Annotated in this window: 15 protein-coding genes and 2 pseudogenes; 14 read left to right on the top strand and 3 right to left on the bottom strand. The window is 56.9% G+C overall.

Annotated features, from left to right (window positions below; all coding sequences use genetic code 11):
- The first annotated feature begins 3 nt into the window (after positions 1 to 3).
- The 8 genes from ACR0KG_RS08730 to ACR0KG_RS08765 are packed head-to-tail and all read left to right on the top strand — an operon-like array spanning position 4 to position 7,476.
- A complete protein-coding gene (locus ACR0KG_RS08730; protein WP_480548181.1) occupies positions 4 to 723 on the top strand; it encodes an ABC transporter ATP-binding protein in 720 nt (239 codons plus the stop codon).
- Entirely contained in the window at positions 723 to 1,433 is a 711-nt protein-coding gene (locus tag ACR0KG_RS08735; protein ID WP_480548179.1) for an ABC transporter ATP-binding protein, read from the top strand. The genes ACR0KG_RS08730 and ACR0KG_RS08735 overlap by 1 nt, the downstream gene beginning before the upstream one ends.
- Entirely contained in the window at positions 1,430 to 2,293 is an 864-nt protein-coding gene (locus tag ACR0KG_RS08740; protein ID WP_480827037.1) for a branched-chain amino acid ABC transporter permease, read from the top strand. The genes ACR0KG_RS08735 and ACR0KG_RS08740 overlap by 4 nt, the downstream gene beginning before the upstream one ends.
- Positions 2,293 to 3,360 carry a branched-chain amino acid ABC transporter permease gene (locus ACR0KG_RS08745; protein WP_480827038.1) on the top strand — a complete coding sequence of 356 codons (1,068 nt, stop codon included), beginning with the start codon at positions 2,293 to 2,295 and terminating at the stop codon, positions 3,358 to 3,360. The genes ACR0KG_RS08740 and ACR0KG_RS08745 overlap by 1 nt, the downstream gene beginning before the upstream one ends.
- Positions 3,361 to 3,363: 3 nt before the next feature.
- A complete protein-coding gene (locus ACR0KG_RS08750; RefSeq protein ID WP_480543871.1) occupies positions 3,364 to 3,945 on the top strand; it encodes a VOC family protein in 582 nt (193 codons plus the stop codon).
- A 26-nt stretch (positions 3,946 to 3,971) separates the two neighbouring features.
- Entirely contained in the window at positions 3,972 to 5,729 is a 1,758-nt protein-coding gene (locus ACR0KG_RS08755; RefSeq protein ID WP_480827039.1) for an FAD-dependent oxidoreductase, read from the top strand.
- A 39-nt stretch (positions 5,730 to 5,768) separates the two neighbouring features.
- Positions 5,769 to 6,653: an intradiol ring-cleavage dioxygenase gene (locus tag ACR0KG_RS08760; protein WP_480827040.1), complete on the top strand. Its 885-nt coding sequence runs from the start codon at positions 5,769 to 5,771 to the stop codon at positions 6,651 to 6,653.
- A 1-nt stretch (position 6,654) separates the two neighbouring features.
- Positions 6,655 to 7,476, top strand: coding sequence for a 3-oxoadipate:acetyl-CoA acetyltransferase (locus ACR0KG_RS08765; RefSeq protein ID WP_480827041.1), 822 nt, complete (start codon positions 6,655 to 6,657; stop codon positions 7,474 to 7,476).
- Between the two features lie 76 nt (positions 7,477 to 7,552).
- Here the strand turns inward: ACR0KG_RS08765 and ACR0KG_RS08770 are convergent.
- Positions 7,553 to 7,968 (bottom strand): annotated as a pseudogene (locus ACR0KG_RS08770) (DDE-type integrase/transposase/recombinase); the annotation flags it as partial.
- Positions 7,969 to 8,323: 355 nt separating this feature from the next.
- Between ACR0KG_RS08770 and ACR0KG_RS08775 the strand changes: the two are divergent.
- Both ACR0KG_RS08775 and ACR0KG_RS08780 read left to right on the top strand, forming a co-directional pair.
- Positions 8,324 to 9,955 carry an alpha-D-glucose phosphate-specific phosphoglucomutase gene (locus tag ACR0KG_RS08775; protein ID WP_480548167.1) on the top strand — a complete coding sequence of 544 codons (1,632 nt, stop codon included), beginning with the start codon at positions 8,324 to 8,326 and terminating at the stop codon, positions 9,953 to 9,955.
- A gap of 240 nt (positions 9,956 to 10,195) precedes the next feature.
- Complete coding sequence (locus ACR0KG_RS08780) at positions 10,196 to 11,662, top strand: uracil-xanthine permease family protein (RefSeq protein WP_480548165.1); 1,467 nt, start codon at positions 10,196 to 10,198, stop codon at positions 11,660 to 11,662.
- 96 nt (positions 11,663 to 11,758) lie between these two features.
- On the opposite strand, the gene ACR0KG_RS08785 is transcribed toward ACR0KG_RS08780, so the two are convergent.
- Entirely contained in the window at positions 11,759 to 12,442 is a 684-nt protein-coding gene (locus ACR0KG_RS08785; RefSeq protein ID WP_480548163.1) for a DnaA N-terminal domain-containing protein, read from the bottom strand.
- Between the two features lie 467 nt (positions 12,443 to 12,909).
- Here ACR0KG_RS08785 and ACR0KG_RS08790 point away from each other — a divergent pair, with 467 nt between their 5' ends.
- The 4 genes from ACR0KG_RS08790 (at position 12,910) to ACR0KG_RS08805 (ending at position 18,656) form a co-directional block, all read left to right on the top strand.
- Complete coding sequence (locus ACR0KG_RS08790; protein ID WP_480501703.1) at positions 12,910 to 14,217, top strand: AAA family ATPase; 1,308 nt, start codon at positions 12,910 to 12,912, stop codon at positions 14,215 to 14,217.
- The gene (locus ACR0KG_RS08795) at positions 14,214 to 15,320 is read left to right on the top strand and encodes a ParB/RepB/Spo0J family partition protein (RefSeq protein WP_480827042.1); all 1,107 of its coding nucleotides are present in this window, start codon (positions 14,214 to 14,216) and stop codon (positions 15,318 to 15,320) included. Before ACR0KG_RS08790 ends, ACR0KG_RS08795 begins: the two co-directional genes overlap by 4 nt.
- Positions 15,321 to 16,191: 871 nt before the next feature.
- Entirely contained in the window at positions 16,192 to 16,806 is a 615-nt protein-coding gene (locus tag ACR0KG_RS08800; protein ID WP_480827043.1) for a FecR domain-containing protein, read from the top strand.
- On the top strand, positions 16,800 to 18,656 hold the full coding sequence (locus tag ACR0KG_RS08805) for a CHASE2 domain-containing protein (RefSeq protein ID WP_480827044.1): 1,857 nt from the start codon (positions 16,800 to 16,802) through the stop codon (positions 18,654 to 18,656). The genes ACR0KG_RS08800 and ACR0KG_RS08805 overlap by 7 nt, the downstream gene beginning before the upstream one ends.
- A 440-nt stretch (positions 18,657 to 19,096) precedes the next feature.
- Here ACR0KG_RS08805 and ACR0KG_RS08810 read toward each other — a convergent pair.
- Positions 19,097 to 20,083, bottom strand: a pseudogene (locus ACR0KG_RS08810) (aldehyde dehydrogenase family protein); the annotation flags it as partial.
- Positions 20,084 to 20,120: the final 37 nt, after the last annotated feature.

The following is a 20,120-nucleotide window of genomic DNA, read 5'->3' on the forward strand; positions in this document are numbered from 1 at the left end:
GGTATGACCATTCTTTCTCTCAAAAACGTCTCGAAAAGCTTCGGCGCGCTCACCGTCACTGACGATGTCAGTTTTGATGTCGCGCAAGGGCAGGCCCTTGGAATCATTGGTCCAAATGGGGCGGGCAAGTCGACGCTGTTCAATCTGATAACAGGCAATCTGACCTCTGACGCGGGGTCGATCCATTTCGACGGGGCTGACGTGACGCGCGTGCCGCCCATGCAGCGCTGCTTGTCGGGTATTGGGCGCTCGTTCCAGATCCCTCAGCCGTTTGATCATCTGACGGTGTTCGAAAACCTGCTTGTGGCCGCGACCCATGGGCAGAGCAAATCGGAACATGAGGTCGAACAGGACTGCGCCCGCATTCTTGAGCAAACGGAATTGCTGGACGTGGCCAATGACACGGCCGGTGGTTTGCGGCTGTTGCAACGCAAGCGGTTGGAGTTGGCCCGCGCTATGGCAACCAATCCAAAGCTGTTGCTGCTGGACGAGATCGCCGGAGGCCTGACCGACGCGGAATGCACCGCGCTGATTGACACGATCAAAGGGCTGCATAGCAGCGGCGTCACGATCATCTGGATCGAACACGTCCTGCATGCGCTCACCTCGGTCGTCGAACGGCTGCTGGTTCTGGATTTCGGCAAGGTCATCGGCCTCGGTGATCCGGATGAGATCATGAACAGCCGGGAAGTCAAAGAAATCTACCTGGGGATCGAAGTCTGATGAGCCTGTTAGAGACCCATTCACTGACCGCCCACTATGGCGATTTCCAAGCCCTGTTCGGCGTGGATATTCGGCTAGAGGAAGGCGAAACGGTTGCCATCATCGGGGCAAACGGAGCCGGGAAATCGACCCTCATGCGCTCAATCTCGGGCGTTCTGACCAACGGGTCCGACCAAGTGCGCTTTGATGGGCAACCTATAGGAAGCCTGGCCGCCGACGAAATTATGGCGCGCGGAGTGGCCATGGTGCCAGAGGGGCGTCGACTGTTTCCTTCCCTAAGCGTCGAGGAAAACTTGCTGATCGGAACCTATGGCCGCAAGGTATCTGGCCATTGGTCATTGCAAACAATCTACGACCTGTTCCCGATCCTGAAAGAGCGCCGCAACCACCCGGGCACGGCCCTGTCTGGCGGACAACAGCAGATGGTTGCAATCGGTCGTGCGCTGATGAGCAACCCCCGTGTTCTGCTCTGTGACGAGATCAGCCTTGGTCTCGCGCCAGTGGTCATCAAAGACATCTACGATGCCGTCCCCCGCATTCAGGAGGCAGGAGCCAGCCTGATCGTGGTGGAGCAGGACATTGGTCAAGCGATGAAAGTCGCAGACCGCGTCTACTGCATGATGGAAGGCCGCGTCACGCTGGAAGGCACCGCAGACACGCTCAGCCGCGAGGCCATTCACGACGCCTATTTCGGAGGAGCCGCCGCATGATCTGGATCGACACCATCATTCAGGGCGTTCTTTTGGGCGGGCTCTACGCGCTGTTCGCCGCAGGACTTAGCCTTGTGTTCGGGATCATGCGTTTGGTCAATCTGGCCCATGGCGATCTCATCGTCTTTGCCGCCTATCTGATCCTTCTGCTGGTCTCGCTGCTTGGGCTTTCACCGTTTCTGGCTGCAATCATTGCCGCACCGATCATGTTCGGCGTGGGTTGGGCTTTGCAGAGACATGTGCTGAACCGCGTACTCGGTCCAGATATACTGCCGCCTTTGCTTGTGACATTCGGTCTGTCGGTCGTCTTGCAAAACGCTCTGCTCGAAGGGTTCTCAGCCGATAGCCAACGTTTGCCTGCGGGCGAAATCGCAACTGCGTCCGTTCAAATGGGCGGGCTGAACCTCGGCGTTCTGCCGTTGCTGACCTTTGCCTCAGCAATCCTTGTCATCGTCGGTCTGAATCAGCTTTTCTACCGCACGGAGCTGGGCCGGGCGTTCCGCGCGACCTCGGATGATGCGGTGACAGCGGGTCTGATGGGTATCCGGCCAGAACGTATCTTCGCCACTGCGACCGCGATCGCAATGCTGGTCGTGACCTTGGCGGCGCTCTATCTGGGAATGCGGGCGAATTTTGACCCGAACATCGGCCCAGCGCGCCTGATCTACGCTTTTGAGGCTGTGATCATTGGTGGCCTCGGCAGTCTGTGGGGCACTCTGATCGGAGGCGTCATCATCGGCGTCGCTCAGACTGTCGGCGCAGCAATCAACCCCGAATGGCAAATCCTGGCCGGTCACCTGGCGTTTCTCATCGTGCTTCTGATCAAACCCAGAGGCCTGTTTCCAAGGGCGGTGGACTGATGACAGATACTTCGATTTACCGCGTCCAAACGCAGACCCGCGCGTCCTATAGTGCCGGAGCCGTCTATATCGCTCTGATTATCCTGTTCATCCTGCTGCCGACATTTGCCAGCAGGGGGTTGATTCAAGACCTGTTCTTCATCTTCACCATGCTGGTGCTGGCGCAATTCTGGAACTTGCTGGCGGGGTATGGTGGCCTTGTGTCCGTCGGCCAGCAAGCCTTCGTGGGCATGGGCGCCTACGCCATGTTCGGCGGTGTCATCCTTTGGGGTATGGACCCGGTTCCGGCGATCCTGCTGGGCGGCGTTGCAGCCCTGATTGTCGCCATACCCACGGCTTTCTTCGCCTTCCGGCTGCAAGGAGCTTACTTCGCCATCGGAACATGGGTCATCGCCGAGGTCATGCGCCTGCTGGTAGCCCAATGGAAAGTGCTCGGCGGCGGCACCGGCACCTCTTTGCCGCGCACAGCAACGCGCGAGATGTGGGCGACCGAGTGGATCCAAACCACGTTTGATGTTCGCGGTGCGGCGGCACGCGATATCCTGACCTACTGGCTGGCCTTGGCGCTGGTGATCGCAACGGTTGCAGGCATCTACTGGCTGCTCAGAACAAAGCGTGGGCTGGCACTGGCTGCGGTACGGGACAATGTCGAAGCAGCGAAATCCATCGGCGTCGATGCGGTGCGGATGAAGTGGTTGGTCTACCTCGTCTCAGCCGCCGGGACCGGGCTGACCGGCGCTCTGATTTACGTTCAAAAGCTTCGGATTTCACCCGATGCCGCATTCTCGGTCACCGACTGGACGGCTTATGTGATCTTCATTGTGGTGATCGGGGGCATCGGTACCATCGAAGGCCCAATCCTGGGCGTGCTGATCTTCTTCATCTTGCAAAGCCTGCTGGCCGACTACGGCTCCTGGTACCTCATGGTGCTTGGGCTGATCGGGATCGCCGTCATGCTCTTCGCACCGCGCGGCATCTGGGGGCTGATCTCTGAAAAAACCGGGCTTCAAATATTCCCCGTGCGCCGTCGTCTGGTGATTGGCGCGCAGTCGAACAAGGAGGATTGAACCATGAGAGCACTCGCATTTACGACCGCCGTCGCAGCATTAGGAACTGGAGCATTCGCTGGCAACTCCCTGCCGGGAATGACGGGTACAGACCATGTGGGATTTACAGTCCCGAGTGTCGATGAGGCTGTCACCTTCTTTCAGGACGTTATCGGCTGCAATGTGTTTTACCCGTTGGGCCCGTTCTCGGGCGGTGACAGCACCTGGATGGCGGACCATCTAAACGTGGACGCCAAGGCCGAGATCCCGACGATGCGACTGGTCCGCTGTGGCAACGGCGCCAATTTTGAAATCTTCGAATACACCGCGCCGGATCAGGATACGAAGCTGCCGCGTAACTCGGATATCGGCGGGCATCACATCGCGTTCTATACCACCGATATGGACGGTGCCGTCAGCTATTTGCAGGACAAGGGCATTAAGGTCCTGGGCAACCCGACAACCATGACCGAAGGCCCAAGCGCTGGGGAAACCTGGGTCTATTTCCTCGCCCCCTGGGGCATGCAGCTTGAACTGGTCAGCTACCCGGACGGCAAAGCCTATGAGGCCGAATATGACGGTCGCCTCTGGGATCCGCGGTCCTAACAATCAAAGAACAAGGGAGAGAGCTTATGGCCACCATCACAACGGATGTCCTGATCATCGGGACCGGCCCGGCGGGGTCTGCAACGGCGGCTTTGCTGTCGAGCTACGGCGTCGAGAACATGGTCATCAACCGCTATCGCTGGCTGGCCAATACGCCACGGGCACACATCACCAACCAACGCACGATGGAGGTTTTGCGCGACCTTGGTCACGAGGTCGAGGCCGAAGCCTACATGCACGCCGCGCATCAGGATCTGATGGGCGAGAACGTGTTCTGCGAAAGCCTGGCCGGTGAGGAAATCGGGCGCATGAAAAGCTGGGGCAATCATCCTCTATCCAAAGCCGAGCACCTGCTGTCCAGCCCGACCATGATGAACGACCTTCCGCAGACATTCATGGAGCCGATCCTGTTCGGCACCGCTTGTCGCCGTGGGACTCAAGCACGTATGAGCACCGAATACTTGCGACATGAGCAAGACGCAGATGGTGTGACGACGACGTGTTTGGATCGCTTGTCGGGCGAAGAAATCACGATCCGTTCAAAATACCTGGTCGGTGCGGATGGGGGCAATTCACTAGTTGCCGAACATGCCGGTCTGCCATTCGAAGGTCAGATGGGCGTCGGCGGGTCCATGAACATCCTGTTCCGGGCCGATCTCAGCAAGTACGTGGCGCATCGGCCATCGGTCCTCTATTGGGTGATGCAACCGGGTGCGAATGTCGGTGGCATTGGCATGGGTCTAGTCCGCATGGTCCGCCCTTGGAACGAATGGCTCATTGTCTGGGGCTATGACATAAACCAACCCGCCCCCGAAGTTGACGAGGCCATGGCCACGCAGGTGGCGCGCCAACTTGTTGGCGACCCCGAACTTGAGATCGAATTGATCAGCGCCAACACCTGGACCGTCAACAATATGTACGCGACCCATATGCAAAAGGACCGCGTGTTCATCATGGGCGACGCAGCGCACCGACACCCTCCGTCAAACGGGCTGGGTTCGAACACCTCGATTCAGGATAGCTTTAACCTCGCTTGGAAACTGGCGGCAGTCCTGAAAGGCCACGCCGGAGAGAACCTGCTGGACAGCTATAGCGAAGAGCGCGCGCCGGTAGCAAAGCAGATCGTCACACGAGCCAATCAATCCATCGGTGAATTCGGTCCTATCTTTGAATCTCTCGGAATGGCAGAAGGTGTCGACCCAGAGGTCATGCAAAGCAACCTTGAGGCACGCTCGGGATCAACGCCTGAAGCTGCGGCACAAAGGCAGGCCATTCGCGAGGCGATTGCCTTCAAGAAATATGAGTTCGATGCGCATGGCGTTGAAATGAACCAACGCTACGACTCCTGTGCGATTGAACCGGATGGTCAACCCAATCCCAGTTTTGATCAGGATGCTGAGCTGCATTACCAGCCCACGACTTGGCCCGGCGCGCGCATCCCACATGTTTGGGTGTTTGATCATGATACTGGGAACAAACATTCCACTCTGGATTTGTGCGGTCGCGGAGAATTCACCTTGCTGACCGGAATTGGTGGCGAGGCTTGGTTGACGGCGGCCGAGACCGTTTCTCGCGAACTGGGCATGCCCATTCGCTGTCACGTCATCGGTCCGCGCCAGACTTATGTTGACCACAACGGGGATTGGGCGCGCGCGTCGGAGATTTCGGATACGGGCTGTTTGTTGGTCCGTCCCGATCAACATGTGGCGTGGCGCTCAGCCGATATGGCTGCGGATGCCGAAGCCGAACTGCGTCGCGCGCTGACCACAGTCCTTTCGCGATGAGCCAATCTGGAGCAAACTTACACAAGTCAGGAGGCCAAAATGGACTCGCATGAGATGGGATACTTCACCGAGGAAAACTCGGCCGAGGTTGTCACTGCACGCAACAAAAACGCAGAAAGCGAACGGCTTAAGCAGGTGATGGAGGTCATCACGCGAAAGCTCCATGAGGCCGTGAAGGAGATTGAACCGACGCAACAGGAATGGTTCGAGGCGATCATGTTCCTGACCAAGGTTGGGCACATGTGCGATGACTGGCGGCAGGAGTACATTCTTCTGTCCGATGTTCTGGGCGTGTCGATGCTGGTGGATGCCGTGAACTCACGCCGCCCCACCGGGGCTTCTGAGAACACTGTTCTGGGACCTTTCCATGTGGGAGGTGCCCCGGAATACGAGATGGGACACAATATTTGTCTCGACCAAAAGGGCGAGGACATGGTGGTGCGGGGTCGTGTCACCGATGTGGACGGCAACCCGTTGGAAGGCGTCAAGATTGATGTCTGGCAAGCCAATGATGACGGGTTTTACGATGTACAACAGAAAGGCATTCAGCCTGATTTTAACCTGCGCGGCGTCTTCACGACCGGTGCTGACGGGATGTATTGGTTCCGTGCGGTGCGGCCAAAGAACTATCCAATCCCGGATGACGGGCCGGTTGGCGATCTGTTGAAGCGTCTTGGTCGACACCCGTACCGACCGGCGCACCTACACTACATTGTCTCGAAAGACGGCTACGACGACCTGACCACGCATATCTTTGATCCCGATGATCAGTACATCAACTCGGATGCTGTATTTGGCGTCAAAGAAAGCCTGATCGCCGAATTCAACCGGGTTGATGATCCGGCGCGATCTGCGGAAGTTGGCTTTGAAGGTCCCTATTGGGATGTCGAATTCGACTTTGTCCTCGCACCGAAAGAGACCTGAAATGTCCGACCCCTGCATCATCTGCGTTGCAATAACCGGGTCCTTGCCAACCAAGGCCAACAATCCGGCTGTGCCCATAACAGTCGAAGAACAAGTCGAAAGTACACAGGCTGCTTTTGAGGCGGGCGCGTCCATCTGCCATGCCCATGTTCGAAACGATGATGAAACGCCTTCGAGCGACCCGGAAAAGTTCGCAAGGTTGAAAGAGGGGCTCGAGAAACACTGCCCTGGCATGATCATCCAGTTTTCGACGGGAGGGCGATCGGGGGCGGGTAAGACGCGCGGCGGCATGTTGCCGTTGCGACCGGATATGGCTTCGTTGTCGGTAGGGTCGAACAACTTCCCCACGCGCGTCTACGAAAATCCACCCGATCTTGTCGACTGGCTCGCGGCTGAGATGGCAACATATGACGTCAAGCCAGAGATCGAAGCCTTCGATCTGAGCCATATCCTGAAGGCGGCCGAGATGCACAAGAAGGGTCAAATCAAAGAAACGCCTTATGTGCAATTTGTCATGGGTGTGAAAAACGCAATGCCTGCGGATCGGGACGTATTCGATTTCTACGTGAAGACTATTGATCGACTGTTTCCCGGTGCGCCCTGGTGCGCCGCAGGCATTGGTGCGCAGCAGGAGGTTCTTAACCATTGGGCAATTTTGTCAGGTGGCCATGCGCGTACGGGTTTGGAAGACAACGTGCGACTGGATCGCAATACGCTTGCACCATCAAACGCGGCTCTAGTGACCCGGACAGCTGAAATCTGTGACCAGTACAATCGCCCGGTTGCGACAGCCGACCAGGCACGAAGTATTTTGGGCCTCTAGACGGGGTTTGCGCACCGGCCTTGTTGCAAAGTCATGAGCTAGCCGGACTGTCTTGGCGAACGCGACGAAGCTAGGCTCACAGTTCAGCTAATTGCTTATACGGGCAGAGTCCGGGCCGAATTGGCCCTTTCGGCTCATGTAACACCTCGATGCCAGTAAGTGTTGCTGCAGCCCAGGCAAAGCTCTTGAAACCGAGCATCGGGCGCGTTCGTCTTTTGATGAAACGATAGTCTTGTTCGACGATGTTGTTCAGATATTTGCGCCTCAACATCTCAATCGGGATCAGGCAGCCAACGCCTTTCAGCATTTTGTTGATCGCCTTAGTGCCAGCAGTGCTGGCTCCGCTTATGTCGACAACGATCTATTTTGCGGCAGACCGTTGACCTCCAGTGTCCGAGCTAAAAATCTTGTAGCAGCCGATTTATTTCGGCGCTCCGACAGCATGAATTCAAGAGTTTTGCCGTGCTTGTCGACGGCACGGTAAAAATAAACCGATGATGTGTCGCAAACTTTGGGCCTGGATTGACGACAGGACGCGGCAATACAGCCACGCGGAACGCGAGACCTTCGGCGACTACATCCGCGTGCAGGGATTCATCCTTACCTAGGCAAAGACGATGGTTGGCAACGACAAGTCATGCAACGCAGGCCACGCTCGGCGAAGCATGGCCCTGGTGAGACGCATCAAGACAGATGGCCCAACTTTAACCAACAGGCTTGTGACCTACAGCCCCCCTGCCCTATCACTTCTCCATCAAAGCCCGATACCTGACCCGTGTGGGGCTTGCACATTTTGGGACCCGGCGCGCACCACCTGCGTCATTGTTCAGAACAAGGAATTTGAAATATGCCGATCGTGACACAGCCCTGCACCGCCTTTGCGGGCCAAAAGCCCGGAACCTCGGGACTGCGCAAAAAGACGCGGGTGTTTATGGAACCGGGCTATCTGGAGTGTTTTGTCCAGTCGATCTTTAACGCCATTGACGGTGGCGCGGGCAAAACGCTGATCATTGGCGGCGACGGTCGGTTCTTCAATGCCGAGGCCATCCAGATCATCCTGCGCATGTCAGCGGCCAACGGCATCGCCCGTGTTATCGTCGGCCAGAATGGTCTTCTGTCGACACCGGCCGTGTCGAACCTGATCCGAAAGCGAAAGGCCGAAGGAGGCTTCATCCTTTCGGCCAGTCACAATCCCGGTGGCATCGACGCGGATTTCGGTCTGAAGTTCAACGGCAGCAATGGCGGCCCGGCCTCGGAAAGTCTGACCGAAAAATTCTATGCGCAGTCGCAGACCATCACCCAGTATCACACGCTGACAAAAGACGATGTCGACCTTAGCCAGATTGGCACATCTGTGCTTGAGGGGATGCAGGTCGAAATCGTCGACCCGGTCGCCGATTATGCAGAGCTGATGCGCGAGCTGTTTGATTTTGACGCGATCAGATCGCTTCTGTCCGAGGGCTTCTCCTTACGCTTTGACGCGATGCATGCGGTGACGGGACCTTATGCAACTGCGATCCTTGAACAGGAATTGGGCGCGCCAACAGGTTCGGTGCTGAACGCAATTCCCTCGGTTGATTTTGGCAAAGGTCATCCCGACCCCAACCCGATCTGGGCCAAGCCTCTGGTCGATCTGGTCATGTCCCCTGATGGCCCGGATTTTGCCGCAGCCTCCGACGGCGATGGCGACCGCAACATGATCCTGGGCAAAGGCATCTACGTTACCCCATCGGACAGTCTGGCGGTACTAGCCGCCAATGCGCACCTCGCTCCGGCCTATGCAAAGGGGTTGTCCGGCGTGGCCCGATCCATGCCCACAAGCACCGCTGTAGACCGCGTGGCCAGCCATCTGGGCCTTGACTGCTATGAAACCCCAACGGGCTGGAAGTTCTTTGGCAACCTGCTCGACGCCGGTCGGATCACCTTGTGCGGAGAAGAGAGTGCAGGGACCGGATCAGATCACGTGCGCGAAAAAGACGGATTATGGGCAGTACTCCTGTGGCTGAATATTCTCGCAAAACGTCGGGTTTCCGTCCGGCAGATAATGGAAGACCACTGGCAAACCTATGGGCGCAACTATTACTCGCGCCATGACTACGAGACCGTGGACAGTGCCAAGGCCGATCAGATGATGTCAGAGCTTATCGCACGGCTACCAACCCTCCCCGGCAGCGGTATGGGAGAGCTCGTGGTCAAGACCGCAGATCAGTTCTCCTATCACGATCCGGTCGATGGATCGATGAGCCACAATCAGGGCATTCGCATCGTCTTTGAAAACGGCAGCCGCGGTGTGATCCGCCTCTCTGGCACAGGAACGGACAACGCCACAATCCGGGTCTATCTGGAAAGTTTCACGCCAAAGGACGGCGACCTGGGTGCTGATCCGCAAAGCGCCCTGAGTGAGGTTGCCGACGCTATCGCCGCCATCACCAGATTGCAGGAGATTTGCGGCAGAACCTCTCCGGATGTGGTGACCTGACCGTCCGGTTGCCGCTGCCAAAACCCGCAGCAACAACCAGATCTGCTCCGTTTTTAGCCAGAGCGCCCTTGCACCCCAGATTGCAAGGGGCGCGCAGAACCTTTCGGGTATTTTTGATAATCGCCACCACCGTGGTGGACTATCAATAGCTTACTTTGAACGGCTGCAGATCAAACACACGAATAAACAGAACCGGCACCCGCTCAGAGACGACTCCATTGGTCCTACAGGAGGAACCTCATGACGACGTCACCAATCGGGACACCGGAACAACTTCGAGACCCGAATTACTTTCCTGCCATCTATCGCGCGGTACCCTTGGGTATTCAGCACGTGCTGGCCATGTTCGTATCAAACGTGACCCCGGCCATCATCGTTGCGGGCGCAGCCGGGTTTGGCTTTGGTTCGAACAGCCCTGATTTTCCCGAACTGCTGTATCTGATTCAGATGTCGATGTTGTTTGCGGGTGTGGCCACGCTATTGCAAACCGTCACTCTCGGGCCTGTCGGGGCCGCGTTGCCCATCGTTCAGGGCACGTCGTTTGCATTTATTCCCATCATGATCCCGTTGGTCGCCGGGAAAGGCGTGGATGGGCTGGCCGCTTTGTTTGGCGGCGTACTCATTGGCGGCCTGTTCCATGCGCTTCTGGGCACGGTAATCGGCCGGATACGCTTTGCTTTGCCGCCGCTGGTGACCGGCCTCGTCGTTACCATGATCGGTCTGGCGCTGGTCAAAGTTGGTATCGAATACGCAGCTGGTGGTGTTCCGGCCAAGGCGTCGGGCGCGGAAAGCTATGGCTCTTTGTCCAGCTGGGCCCCTGCCCTGATCGTGATCATTGTCACGCTAGGGCTGAAGTTCTTTGCTCGCGGGATGCTGTCGATCTCGGCGGTTTTGATTGGTATTCTAGTGGGTTACGTCTATTGCATCCTGGTTGGAAAACTGCCACTCGATGCGATTTCTGGCTCGTGGGAACGCTCTGCCGCCTTCGCCTTGCCGCAGCCTTTCAAATACGGGTTCGAGTTCTCTTTGGCCGCTGTGATCGGCTTCTGCCTCATGGCCTTTGTATCGGCGATCGAGACCGTTGGCGACGTCTCAGGCATCACCAAGGGTGGTGCCGGGCGCGAAGCCACCGACAAAGAGATTCAGGGCGCAACCTATGCTGACGGTTTCGGCACAGCGCTTGCCGGTATCTTTGGAGGCTTTCCGAATACTTCGTTCAGCCAAAACGTGGGCCTGATCGCGATGACGGGCGTAATGAGCCGCCATGTCGTCACCATTGGCGCTATTTTCCTGATCATTTGCGGGCTTGTCCCCAAGGTCGGCGGCCTGATCCGTACCGTCCCGATTGAGGTTCTGGGCGGTGGCGTGATCGTCATGTTCGGTATGGTTGTCGCGGCAGGTGTCTCCATGCTGTCAGACGTGGTCTGGAACCGCCGGAATATGGTTATCTTTGCGGTGTCCCTGTCCATAGGTCTGGGTCTTCAGCTTGAAGTCATGAACGTCGCACCGGGCTCAGCCAATGCGCTGCAGCATTTACCGGATACGCTGCGCATCCTGGGGGCCTCGGGGATCTTGCCGGCCGCGCTGATTGCAATTGTTTTGAACCTTATCTTGCCCGAAACACTGGCCGATGAGGCAACCGAAGAAGTCTCAGGCGGTCTGGCAGGACATGGCCGGGGCGAGCTGGTGAAAGACGATCACGTCTAAGCAAATCGATGCGGCGGGAGACTACCGCATCTCTGCCTTCGATCAAGACTACACAATAGAGCTTGATCGAGGGCCCATTCCCCGAGCATCTCCGGACTATTCCGATGTTTCAAAGCGCAGCCTGCGTATGTCCGGATCAACCCGGCTGTAAGCTGCCAGCAACCGTGCGCTCCATTTCTGGGCAATGTAATCAGCCATAAAGCGCGAGGGGGCGATCAACGTGGCCACGCCCCCTGCCCTGTCGGCCTCGCTTAGATGTTGGAACCAACTTGCCCAAAGCTCAGGGTCCCGGCCATGCAAAATGGCCTGTACTTGCGTCCAGACATCATCTTCGGCCCCGTCAGGGAACGCCGCTTTGACCTTGAATGGCACAATATTTGTAACCGCTTCGGGTTCATTGGTCATACGCGCCTGGAAATCCGTGCCAATCACAGGCCAGACCTCTGAGGTATCCAACATCAGCTGCTTTAGATCCAGCTCGTATACCGCCACGCGCCCTCGGGCAGCCGGTCGTTTGACCACAACCCAGCCCATCGCACGAAATTTAGCCATTTCTCGTTTCACCGTGCGTTCATTCACCGACCACAGCCGCGAGATTTCTTCTCGTCCAATCGAAAGCTCATTGCTGCGCCAGTTATACCGCGTGGTGATCAGGGCTAAGATGCGTAGAATACTGCGCTGACGATGCTTGTCGCCCGACAGCGCATGCACTGTCAGCGCCGATAGAATATCGTACTTGAGGGCCGGTGCATTTCGCCCGACCGGTTTTGCAAGCTGCATCCTCGTTCTCACCGCTCTGGTCTGCCTCATGCGGTTCTTACCGCCGTGTCACGCTGTTTGCCAACGCTTTTCATCATCTTGCAGTGATTAGCGTCCAAAGCTTCGATTCTGTCAAGCAGAGTCTCATTTCAGGCCAGTTTGGGCTTGGGTTCAGATCAATTCAATAAAAGAAATTTGGTGAAGTAATGGTGATGGGGGACACACAGGATGACCCCCTATTTGGCCATTCTGTCCCCCTAAATGGGGTTGGTCGCCTATTGGTGGCCCCCTAAATGTGGGCGGAGCAGCGATGCGCTACCGCGGATTTCAGTACCCTTGTCTCCGAATCGCTCAGCGTTGCGCTGGCCCTTGTTTTCTTACCCACGGGTAAGTTTCATCTTCATGATATTTTCTTTTGCGTAAAGTGCAAATCGGGCGTAAATAGAAAAAAGATAACAAATAGCGTCCGAAGGAACGAGAGCTGAGGCATGTATACGCACGAAGATCTAAACGCATTGCGCAATCAATCGCTGAAACTGCAGGGCTGGATACGGCAGCAGACCTTCAGCCCCGAGATGGAGAAGACGCTCCGCCGCTTCTCTAGTTGGGAAGTGTCCGAGCTGATCTTTCGGATCAACCAGTCGACCTTCCGCGGTAAGCTTGCCGCTGATCCTTCGCTGCCGGGTGGTGAGGTCGAGCCAGATGGCCGACAGCGCTGGTTCAGCCTCGAAGAGGTGAACGAGCTGCGCCGCAGGCTCAAGGTGAACCGCAAATCCCTGATGCCGCCCCGCCCCGCCGGCAAACGCGCCATGCGCGCGGCTGTTGCCAATTTCAAAGGGGGTGCCGGGAAGTCGACCGTTGCTTTACATCTGGCGCACGCGGCTGCGCTGGATGGCTATCGTGTACTAGTAGTGGATTTCGACCCGCAGGCGACCCTGAGCCATTCGATGGGCCTGACGGACGTGGCCGAAGATTTCACCGTTTGGGGTATCATGGCGCGCGATCTTATCCGAGAAACAGAGCGGATGAACAACCGCCCTGCCGCTGCCGAATCCGGCACCGCCCTGCCCCGCCGCGAGCTGCCACCGTCGATCACCGGTATGGGCCTGGGTGATCTGCGGGTCGCTGACTTTATTCGGCAGACCTCCTGGTCGACGATCGATGTGATTCCGTCCTGTGCGAACGCTGCTTTTGTTGAGTTTGCGTCGGCCCAGTACCGACACCTAAATCCCGAATGGTCGTTTTTTGCAGCGGTATCGCGCTACCTGGATCAGATCCCCGACGATGCCTATGATCTGATCCTCTTCGATTGCCCGCCCGCGATTGGCTATCAGTCCATGAATGCGGTCTTTGCGGCGGACATGCTCTATATCCCCTCCGGGCCAGGATATTGGGAATACGACTCGACCACCTCTTTCATTGGTCAGCTGGCCGAAGCGCTCGAGGATTTGGCCTATGGGTTCGACAAGACCTTACCCACGGGTAAGATCGGTCTTCCCAAAACCTTCTGCGAACTTCGTTTCCTGCTGACGCGATACGAGCCGGGCAACGCTCTGCACCTTGCGATGTTCGAAGCGTTCCGCAAAGTCTTCGGCGACAACGTTGCGCAGCACCCGGTGGAAATGACCCGTGCCGTAGAGCAATCGGGCCGTTTCCTAAGTTCCGTCTACGAGATGGATTACCGAGAGATGACGCGCGAGACCTGGCGGCGCGCACGATCGACCTTTGATAACGTCTATGAGGAATTCCGGGATGTCATGCTGACGGCCTGGGATAAGCTGGAGGATGACGCATGAGCCGTAAACGCAGAATGTTTGACATCGATATGCCGGCAATGGAGGACATCCCCGTCGGTAAAGTTCCAGACAAGGTGCTGGAGAAAAGGCGCGGTCCGATGGCTGCAGCGATCTCAGAGAACGCAGATGCCCTGCGCGACCAGCAATCAACCGAAGATACGATCCGCGCCGAAAATGACCGATTGGCGCATGAACTGGTGCGGCTACGGTCTGAAGGTTTGGTGACCGAGCGTGTGGCGCTTTCGAATGTCGTCACCGAAAAGCTGACACGCGATCGGAAGGCTGGTCCGGATGACGAGTTGGATGAATTGAAGGATTCGATCCGCGACATTGGCCTGTCGAACCCAATTCGGTTGGAACGTCGCTCGGATGGTCGATTTGATCTGATTCAGGGCATGCGGCGCTTGTCTGCTTATCGCGCCTTGTATGAGGAAACCGGCGATGAGATTTATTCCGAGATTCCGGCAGGCATATCTGACGCCGCGGATATCAACGACAGCTACCGGCGCATGGTGGATGAAAACCTCATCCGCAAGGATATCTCATTTGCGGAAATGGCTACCCTGGCGCGCGCCTACGCAGAAGATCCGGCAAATGATTGTGCAGATGTAGATAAGGCGGTGGCAATCCTGTTCAAATCTGCCAGTTACACAAAGCGCAGTTATATCCGCGCGTTTGCCAGTTTGTTGATGATGTTGGACAAGGTGCTGATGCACCCAAATGACATCCCGCGTAATCTGGGGGTCACGCTGAAACGCAAGCTCGATGCTGATCCTGGTTTGGTACGTCAGGTGAGCACCGCCGTGATGAGCGAACCGGAGCGGGACAGCGCGCGCGAGATGGCGATCTTGCGGTCGTTTATAGAGGTTCAGACAGGAGCCGAAAAGAAACCGGCACCCAGCAGTTCAGGAAAAACGCGCCGCGCGAAAACGACGTTTCAAGTGTCGGGAAGGGCAGGGGTCGCCCGATGCTCGGCTTCGAACGGGCGCATAGAGCTGAAATATGATCTGGATTTCACGCGTGTAGATCGCAGCAAGCTGGAACAGGCTGTTGCGGTGCTGCTTGATAATCTTCAGGAAGAGGATGATCTTACCCACGGGTAAGAAACTGACATCTTAGACCAGACCAAGCACCGGGCTATCAGCCCGGTGTTTTGCGTATAGAGCGTTTGCGTATAGAGCGAGTGTCAACACATTCATCACAAGGCCATCTGCAAGATCTACGCAAACCCGTTGGATCTGTAACTGGATCCAGGCGCTGGTTTGTTTCAACTAGGGCGTGCCCGCTTGCAAGGCGAGCTACTTTGTCCAGCAAGCTCCCGCCAGGATGTTACGCTCCGGTCCAAGTCGAGCCCGGACGGGCAGGCCAGTGTCTTGCGCAGGCTTTGCGCGACTGAGAACATTGTTGTCTGGCGCCGTTGTTCTTGTTTGAGATGCCGCCGAGGCCGCGAGGGCCGGAGGCAATCAAGTCCAACGCCATCGCCTTGTTCACGGGCCCAGCGGCCATTGTAGGTGTACACAGATCAAAGACCATTCCACGAACTTATTGTGAGAGGGAAGGGGGGGCAGGGCAGGGAGCTAAGGTGCTTCGGCTTAAACGCCGATTCTGCCTTCAACTCCTGACGGAGTTCGTATTAGACCGAATAAGGGATACTTATCGGGTATGATGAGGGTTTGATGCTGCGGCAAAAGTAACGATCATTACTGCCAAATTATGAGCACAAAGTGGGTAGGGTGGTTTCTATTAAACCCGAAATCAAAGAGTCTGCTGTAAACTCTTTCATCAATTCCTACGCGAACGCAGACATTCCCCAGTTCTTGAGTTTTGCGTGTCCAATCTGAATCGGGGACGAGGGCGGGCGTTGATTGAAACGAGCAGTTTCCCACCCATGCGACAGAAACGTAAGGCCGCCTTTGGTTGACCTCTCGTGTCATACTCTTCACTCTTGTGAGTATCTTCAGCCGCGAGGCCGCAATGATTCAAAAAAGCTTGCTTGTTATCCTTCTTATTTATTCCTGGATCGGGTTGCCCGGTTCGGTCGCCGCTCAAACACAAGGAACATGTGTCATAACGCGTATGGAAGGGCAGGCGGTCGTTTCTGCCCGAGGAGCAGGTGCCCAACCTGCAGTCATTGGTTTGGGTTTGGGGTTGAATGCCAAGCTGCGCACGGAAGCCGATGCAAGGGTTACCATTGCCTGCTATGTTGGGCTTGAAGTTGTTATAGGCCCGGAAAGCGAGATCGACGTGCTTGGTCTATTGGATCATGAAACGCGCCCCTTTGGACTGCGTCTGATCGATGGCGTCGCCGGGTTCCTTTTTTCCTCGGAAGAGGGGAATGGCGTCCAGGTCAGAACCCCTTCTGCTGTCGCCGCGGTCCGTTCCACCGAGTGGGCGATGCGAGTCGAAAACAGGGCAAGCGCCATCTTCACACGTGAAGGCACGGTGTTTGTTTCTGCAGATGACATCGTTGCGCAACTAAGCCCGGGCAAAGGCATTGATGTATCCTCCTCTGGCGAGCTTGGGTCGGTCACGGATTGGGGATCGGCGCGCATAGAGGAATTCGACGTACTTCTCGGGGCGGAATGGTAGCACGCGACGGGTTTCGACGCGCACGACGCATTACCGGGGTGATCGTGCTGCTGTTGAGCCTGTTGATCGCGATCTGGCACCCAGGAGACCGAAGTACGTTTTGGCAGGGAGTTGAAGGCAGACTGCTCGACGCCAGATTCTTTTGGCGCGGCCCGGTGACACCCCCGGATGGTGTCGCAATCATTGCATTTGACGATGCTGCCATGGCACAGCTTGAAACGTTTCCGCCGTCTCGATCAGCCTTGGCAGAGGCGGTGACGATTGCCTCAGAGGCGGATGCCGCAGCAATTGCTTTGGACTTTCTGTTGATTGATCCGCGTGCGGGTGACGAAGGTCTTGCTGAGGCATTGGCAGGTGCAGACGCAGTACTTGGGGTAGCCGAGGCGCCCGCTGATGCATCTCTGCAAGATCTCCAGAGCGGCGATTTTTTAGTTGTGATTGCCCCTGAGTTCGACAACCCGCTGCCCGCGTTGGGACCGGCTGAAACTCTGCGCGGTGTGGTATCGATCGGACATGTGAACCTGCGCCATGATCCCGATGGAGCAGCACGTCGGCTTATTGCTGCGCAGTATCTGGCAACTAAAGACGGCAACGCATGGTATCCGCCGCTCGCCCTTGCGGTCCTCAAGGCGGCGGATGATAAGCTGGACCTACAGTTGCGGTCATCCGAAACAGGCGGGCACCTGACAGTTGGGGACACCTTGGTCGCGCTGGACAGGCAGGGCGCTATCCCCCTGAACTTTTACGGGCATGAAGGGACGATCCCGACCTATTCTTTCGCAAAGCTTGGGGAGGCAAACCTGCGGGGCAAGATCGTGTTTGTCGGGGCCACCGCAACCGGGTTCGGAGACCGGCACGCGACGTCCTACGATGCCACCTTTCCCGGCGTTGAGCTGCATGCAACTTTGGCTGCAAACGTTATCGAGCAGCGTTTTCTGCGTCGTAACGCGCTGTCATGGTCATTGGACATCGCAGTGGCACTAATGGCGACTACGCTCGGATTCTTCGCGGCAAGAATGGACCGGCCCTGGCTTGGGGTTCTCGCGACCACAGCGGTATTCAGTGTTGTGGCTCTTGTACTGCAAGCCGCATTCGTCGTCGGTTGGTGGCTGGATGGGGTCACGGCGGTTTTTTCGCTTCTATTGGGCGCTTGTGCCGGCGCCGGGCTACGGCTTGTACAACATCGTCGACGCGCGGCGAATCTCGCGCTCTATCAGTCGCCCCTGCTTGTTGAGCGGTTGGCAGATGCAACCAACCCTCGCTTCGAAGCCTCGGCAAGACCTGCCGTTGTCTTGTTTGTCGATGTCGCTAGCTTCACGACACATTCCGAGAGGCTTGGCCCCGAGGGCACCGCCGATTTTTTGCGGCTGTTCCACGGGCTTGTCGAACAATCCGTGGAGCCGCAGCACGGGATCATCGCACATTTTGCAGGAGATGGCGCGATGATCGTCTTTGGGCTGCCAGAACCCAGTCCGGACGATGCTATGCGCGCGCTGTGCTTCATCGAGGCGCTGTATGCGGCGGTTGGCACAAGTCCGGACTGGCCTGGTCTCGGGATACGGGTCGGTGGGCATGCGGGCCCGGTTCAGACCAGCATCATCGGTGGAAAGCGTCACAAACAACTTGCCGTGAGCGGTGACGTGGTCAACACAGCTAGTCGCCTGCAGGAGTTCGCCAAATCTCAAAACGCCGCCATTGCCCTGTCCAGCGCACTTCTGGAGCCAGATCCGCGAACGCGCGAACGAGCAGAGAAAATGGGATTGCACCCAGCCGGCCAACATACGCTTCGTGGTCGGGTGGAGCCGATTGACATCTGGACAGGACTGCCTCCAGGTACAATCCAAACCTAGCCCAGCTGTCACTGTACCCTAATGAATCAGATTCTCGTCTGAAATTTTCTCGCGATTTCAATGGTGTTTTGTACCTTTAATTTTCATACCGTACCGTTAATTCCAGTACTGCACCCTTAATTGCCGGACGGTCAAAACTGTGGAAGACATAGGCGCCTTTTGTGGCGCGCAAACGGACGCAGGCCTTCCAGGGTAGGCGAAACGTTGAGTGGCACCCTGCAGAAAGTCCTGTGGAAATATTGCAATTAAGGGTACAACTTTGCCCCAAATCGCTCTGAATCCGCAGATTCTGGTATATTAGGATACAGTGGCAGCGATTGTGATATTTCCATGATCGCAAGCGTCTGGGATCTGGATCTCACCCTAGCCTGTTATTCCAAGGGTGGGTCACGCTCGGTGGTTTCGATTTCCGGGCTTTACTCAGCTTGAAAATTCCAAAATCACCAACTTGCCGAGATATACTGAGTTTCCATGAATTCCAGCATACCCTCGTGGCCGCCTTCGCGTCCGAGGCCTGATTGTTTAACACCGCCAAACGGTGCTGCCGGATCGCTTACCAGTCCTCGGTTCAGGCCAACCATGCCGTATTCCAGTCGTTCACACACCTGTAATGCGCGTTTGAAGTCATCCGAGAACACATAGGCCACAAGGCCGTATTCCGTGTTGTTTGCCCGGCGGATCACATCCTCTTGGTCAGTGAAGGTCTGTATGGCGGCGACTGGCCCGAAAATCTCATCATGCACGCAATCGGCGCTTTCCGGCACGTTGGAGAGGACGGTCGGCGGGTAAAAGAACCCGGTCCCGTCAGGCGTGGCACCACCACATTCAACACGGGCCCCTTTTGCGACCGCATCGGCGACAAACCCGGCCACCTTGTCACGCGTGTCAGAGTTGACCAATGGGCCGACATCAACGGAAGGGTCGGTGCCATCGCCGACTTTCAAGGCGGACATTTCATCAGATAGGCGCTTCGTAAACTCCTCGGCGCGGGAGACGTGGACATAAATGCGGTTGGCGGCCGTGCATGCCTCACCCAGATTGCGCATCTTGGCCAACATCGTGCCTTCGATTGCAGTTTCCATGTCGGCATCTTCCAGAACGATGACCGGGGCGTTGCCGCCAAGCTCCATCGCGGGTTTCAGCACTTGATCTGCCGCGCCTTTCAAAAGCTTTCGGCCCACACCAGTAGAGCCGGTAAAACTCACAACGCGCACGCGCGGATCATGCATCATGTGATCCACCAAGGCGCCAGTGCGCCGTGATGGTAGCACGTTGACCAAACCGGGTGGAACGCCGGCCTCTTCCAACAAAGGCATCAATGCCAGCATGGTCAGCGGGGTTTCCGAGGCGGGTTTGATAGTGACGGCACAACCGGCCGCTAGGGCCGGGGCGATCTTGCGCGTGCCCATGGCGGCGGGATAATTCCAGAATATCCTCAAATATGTAGCACTCGCGTTCGCCCAA

This window comes from Ruegeria sp. H4, assembly GCF_056533065.1.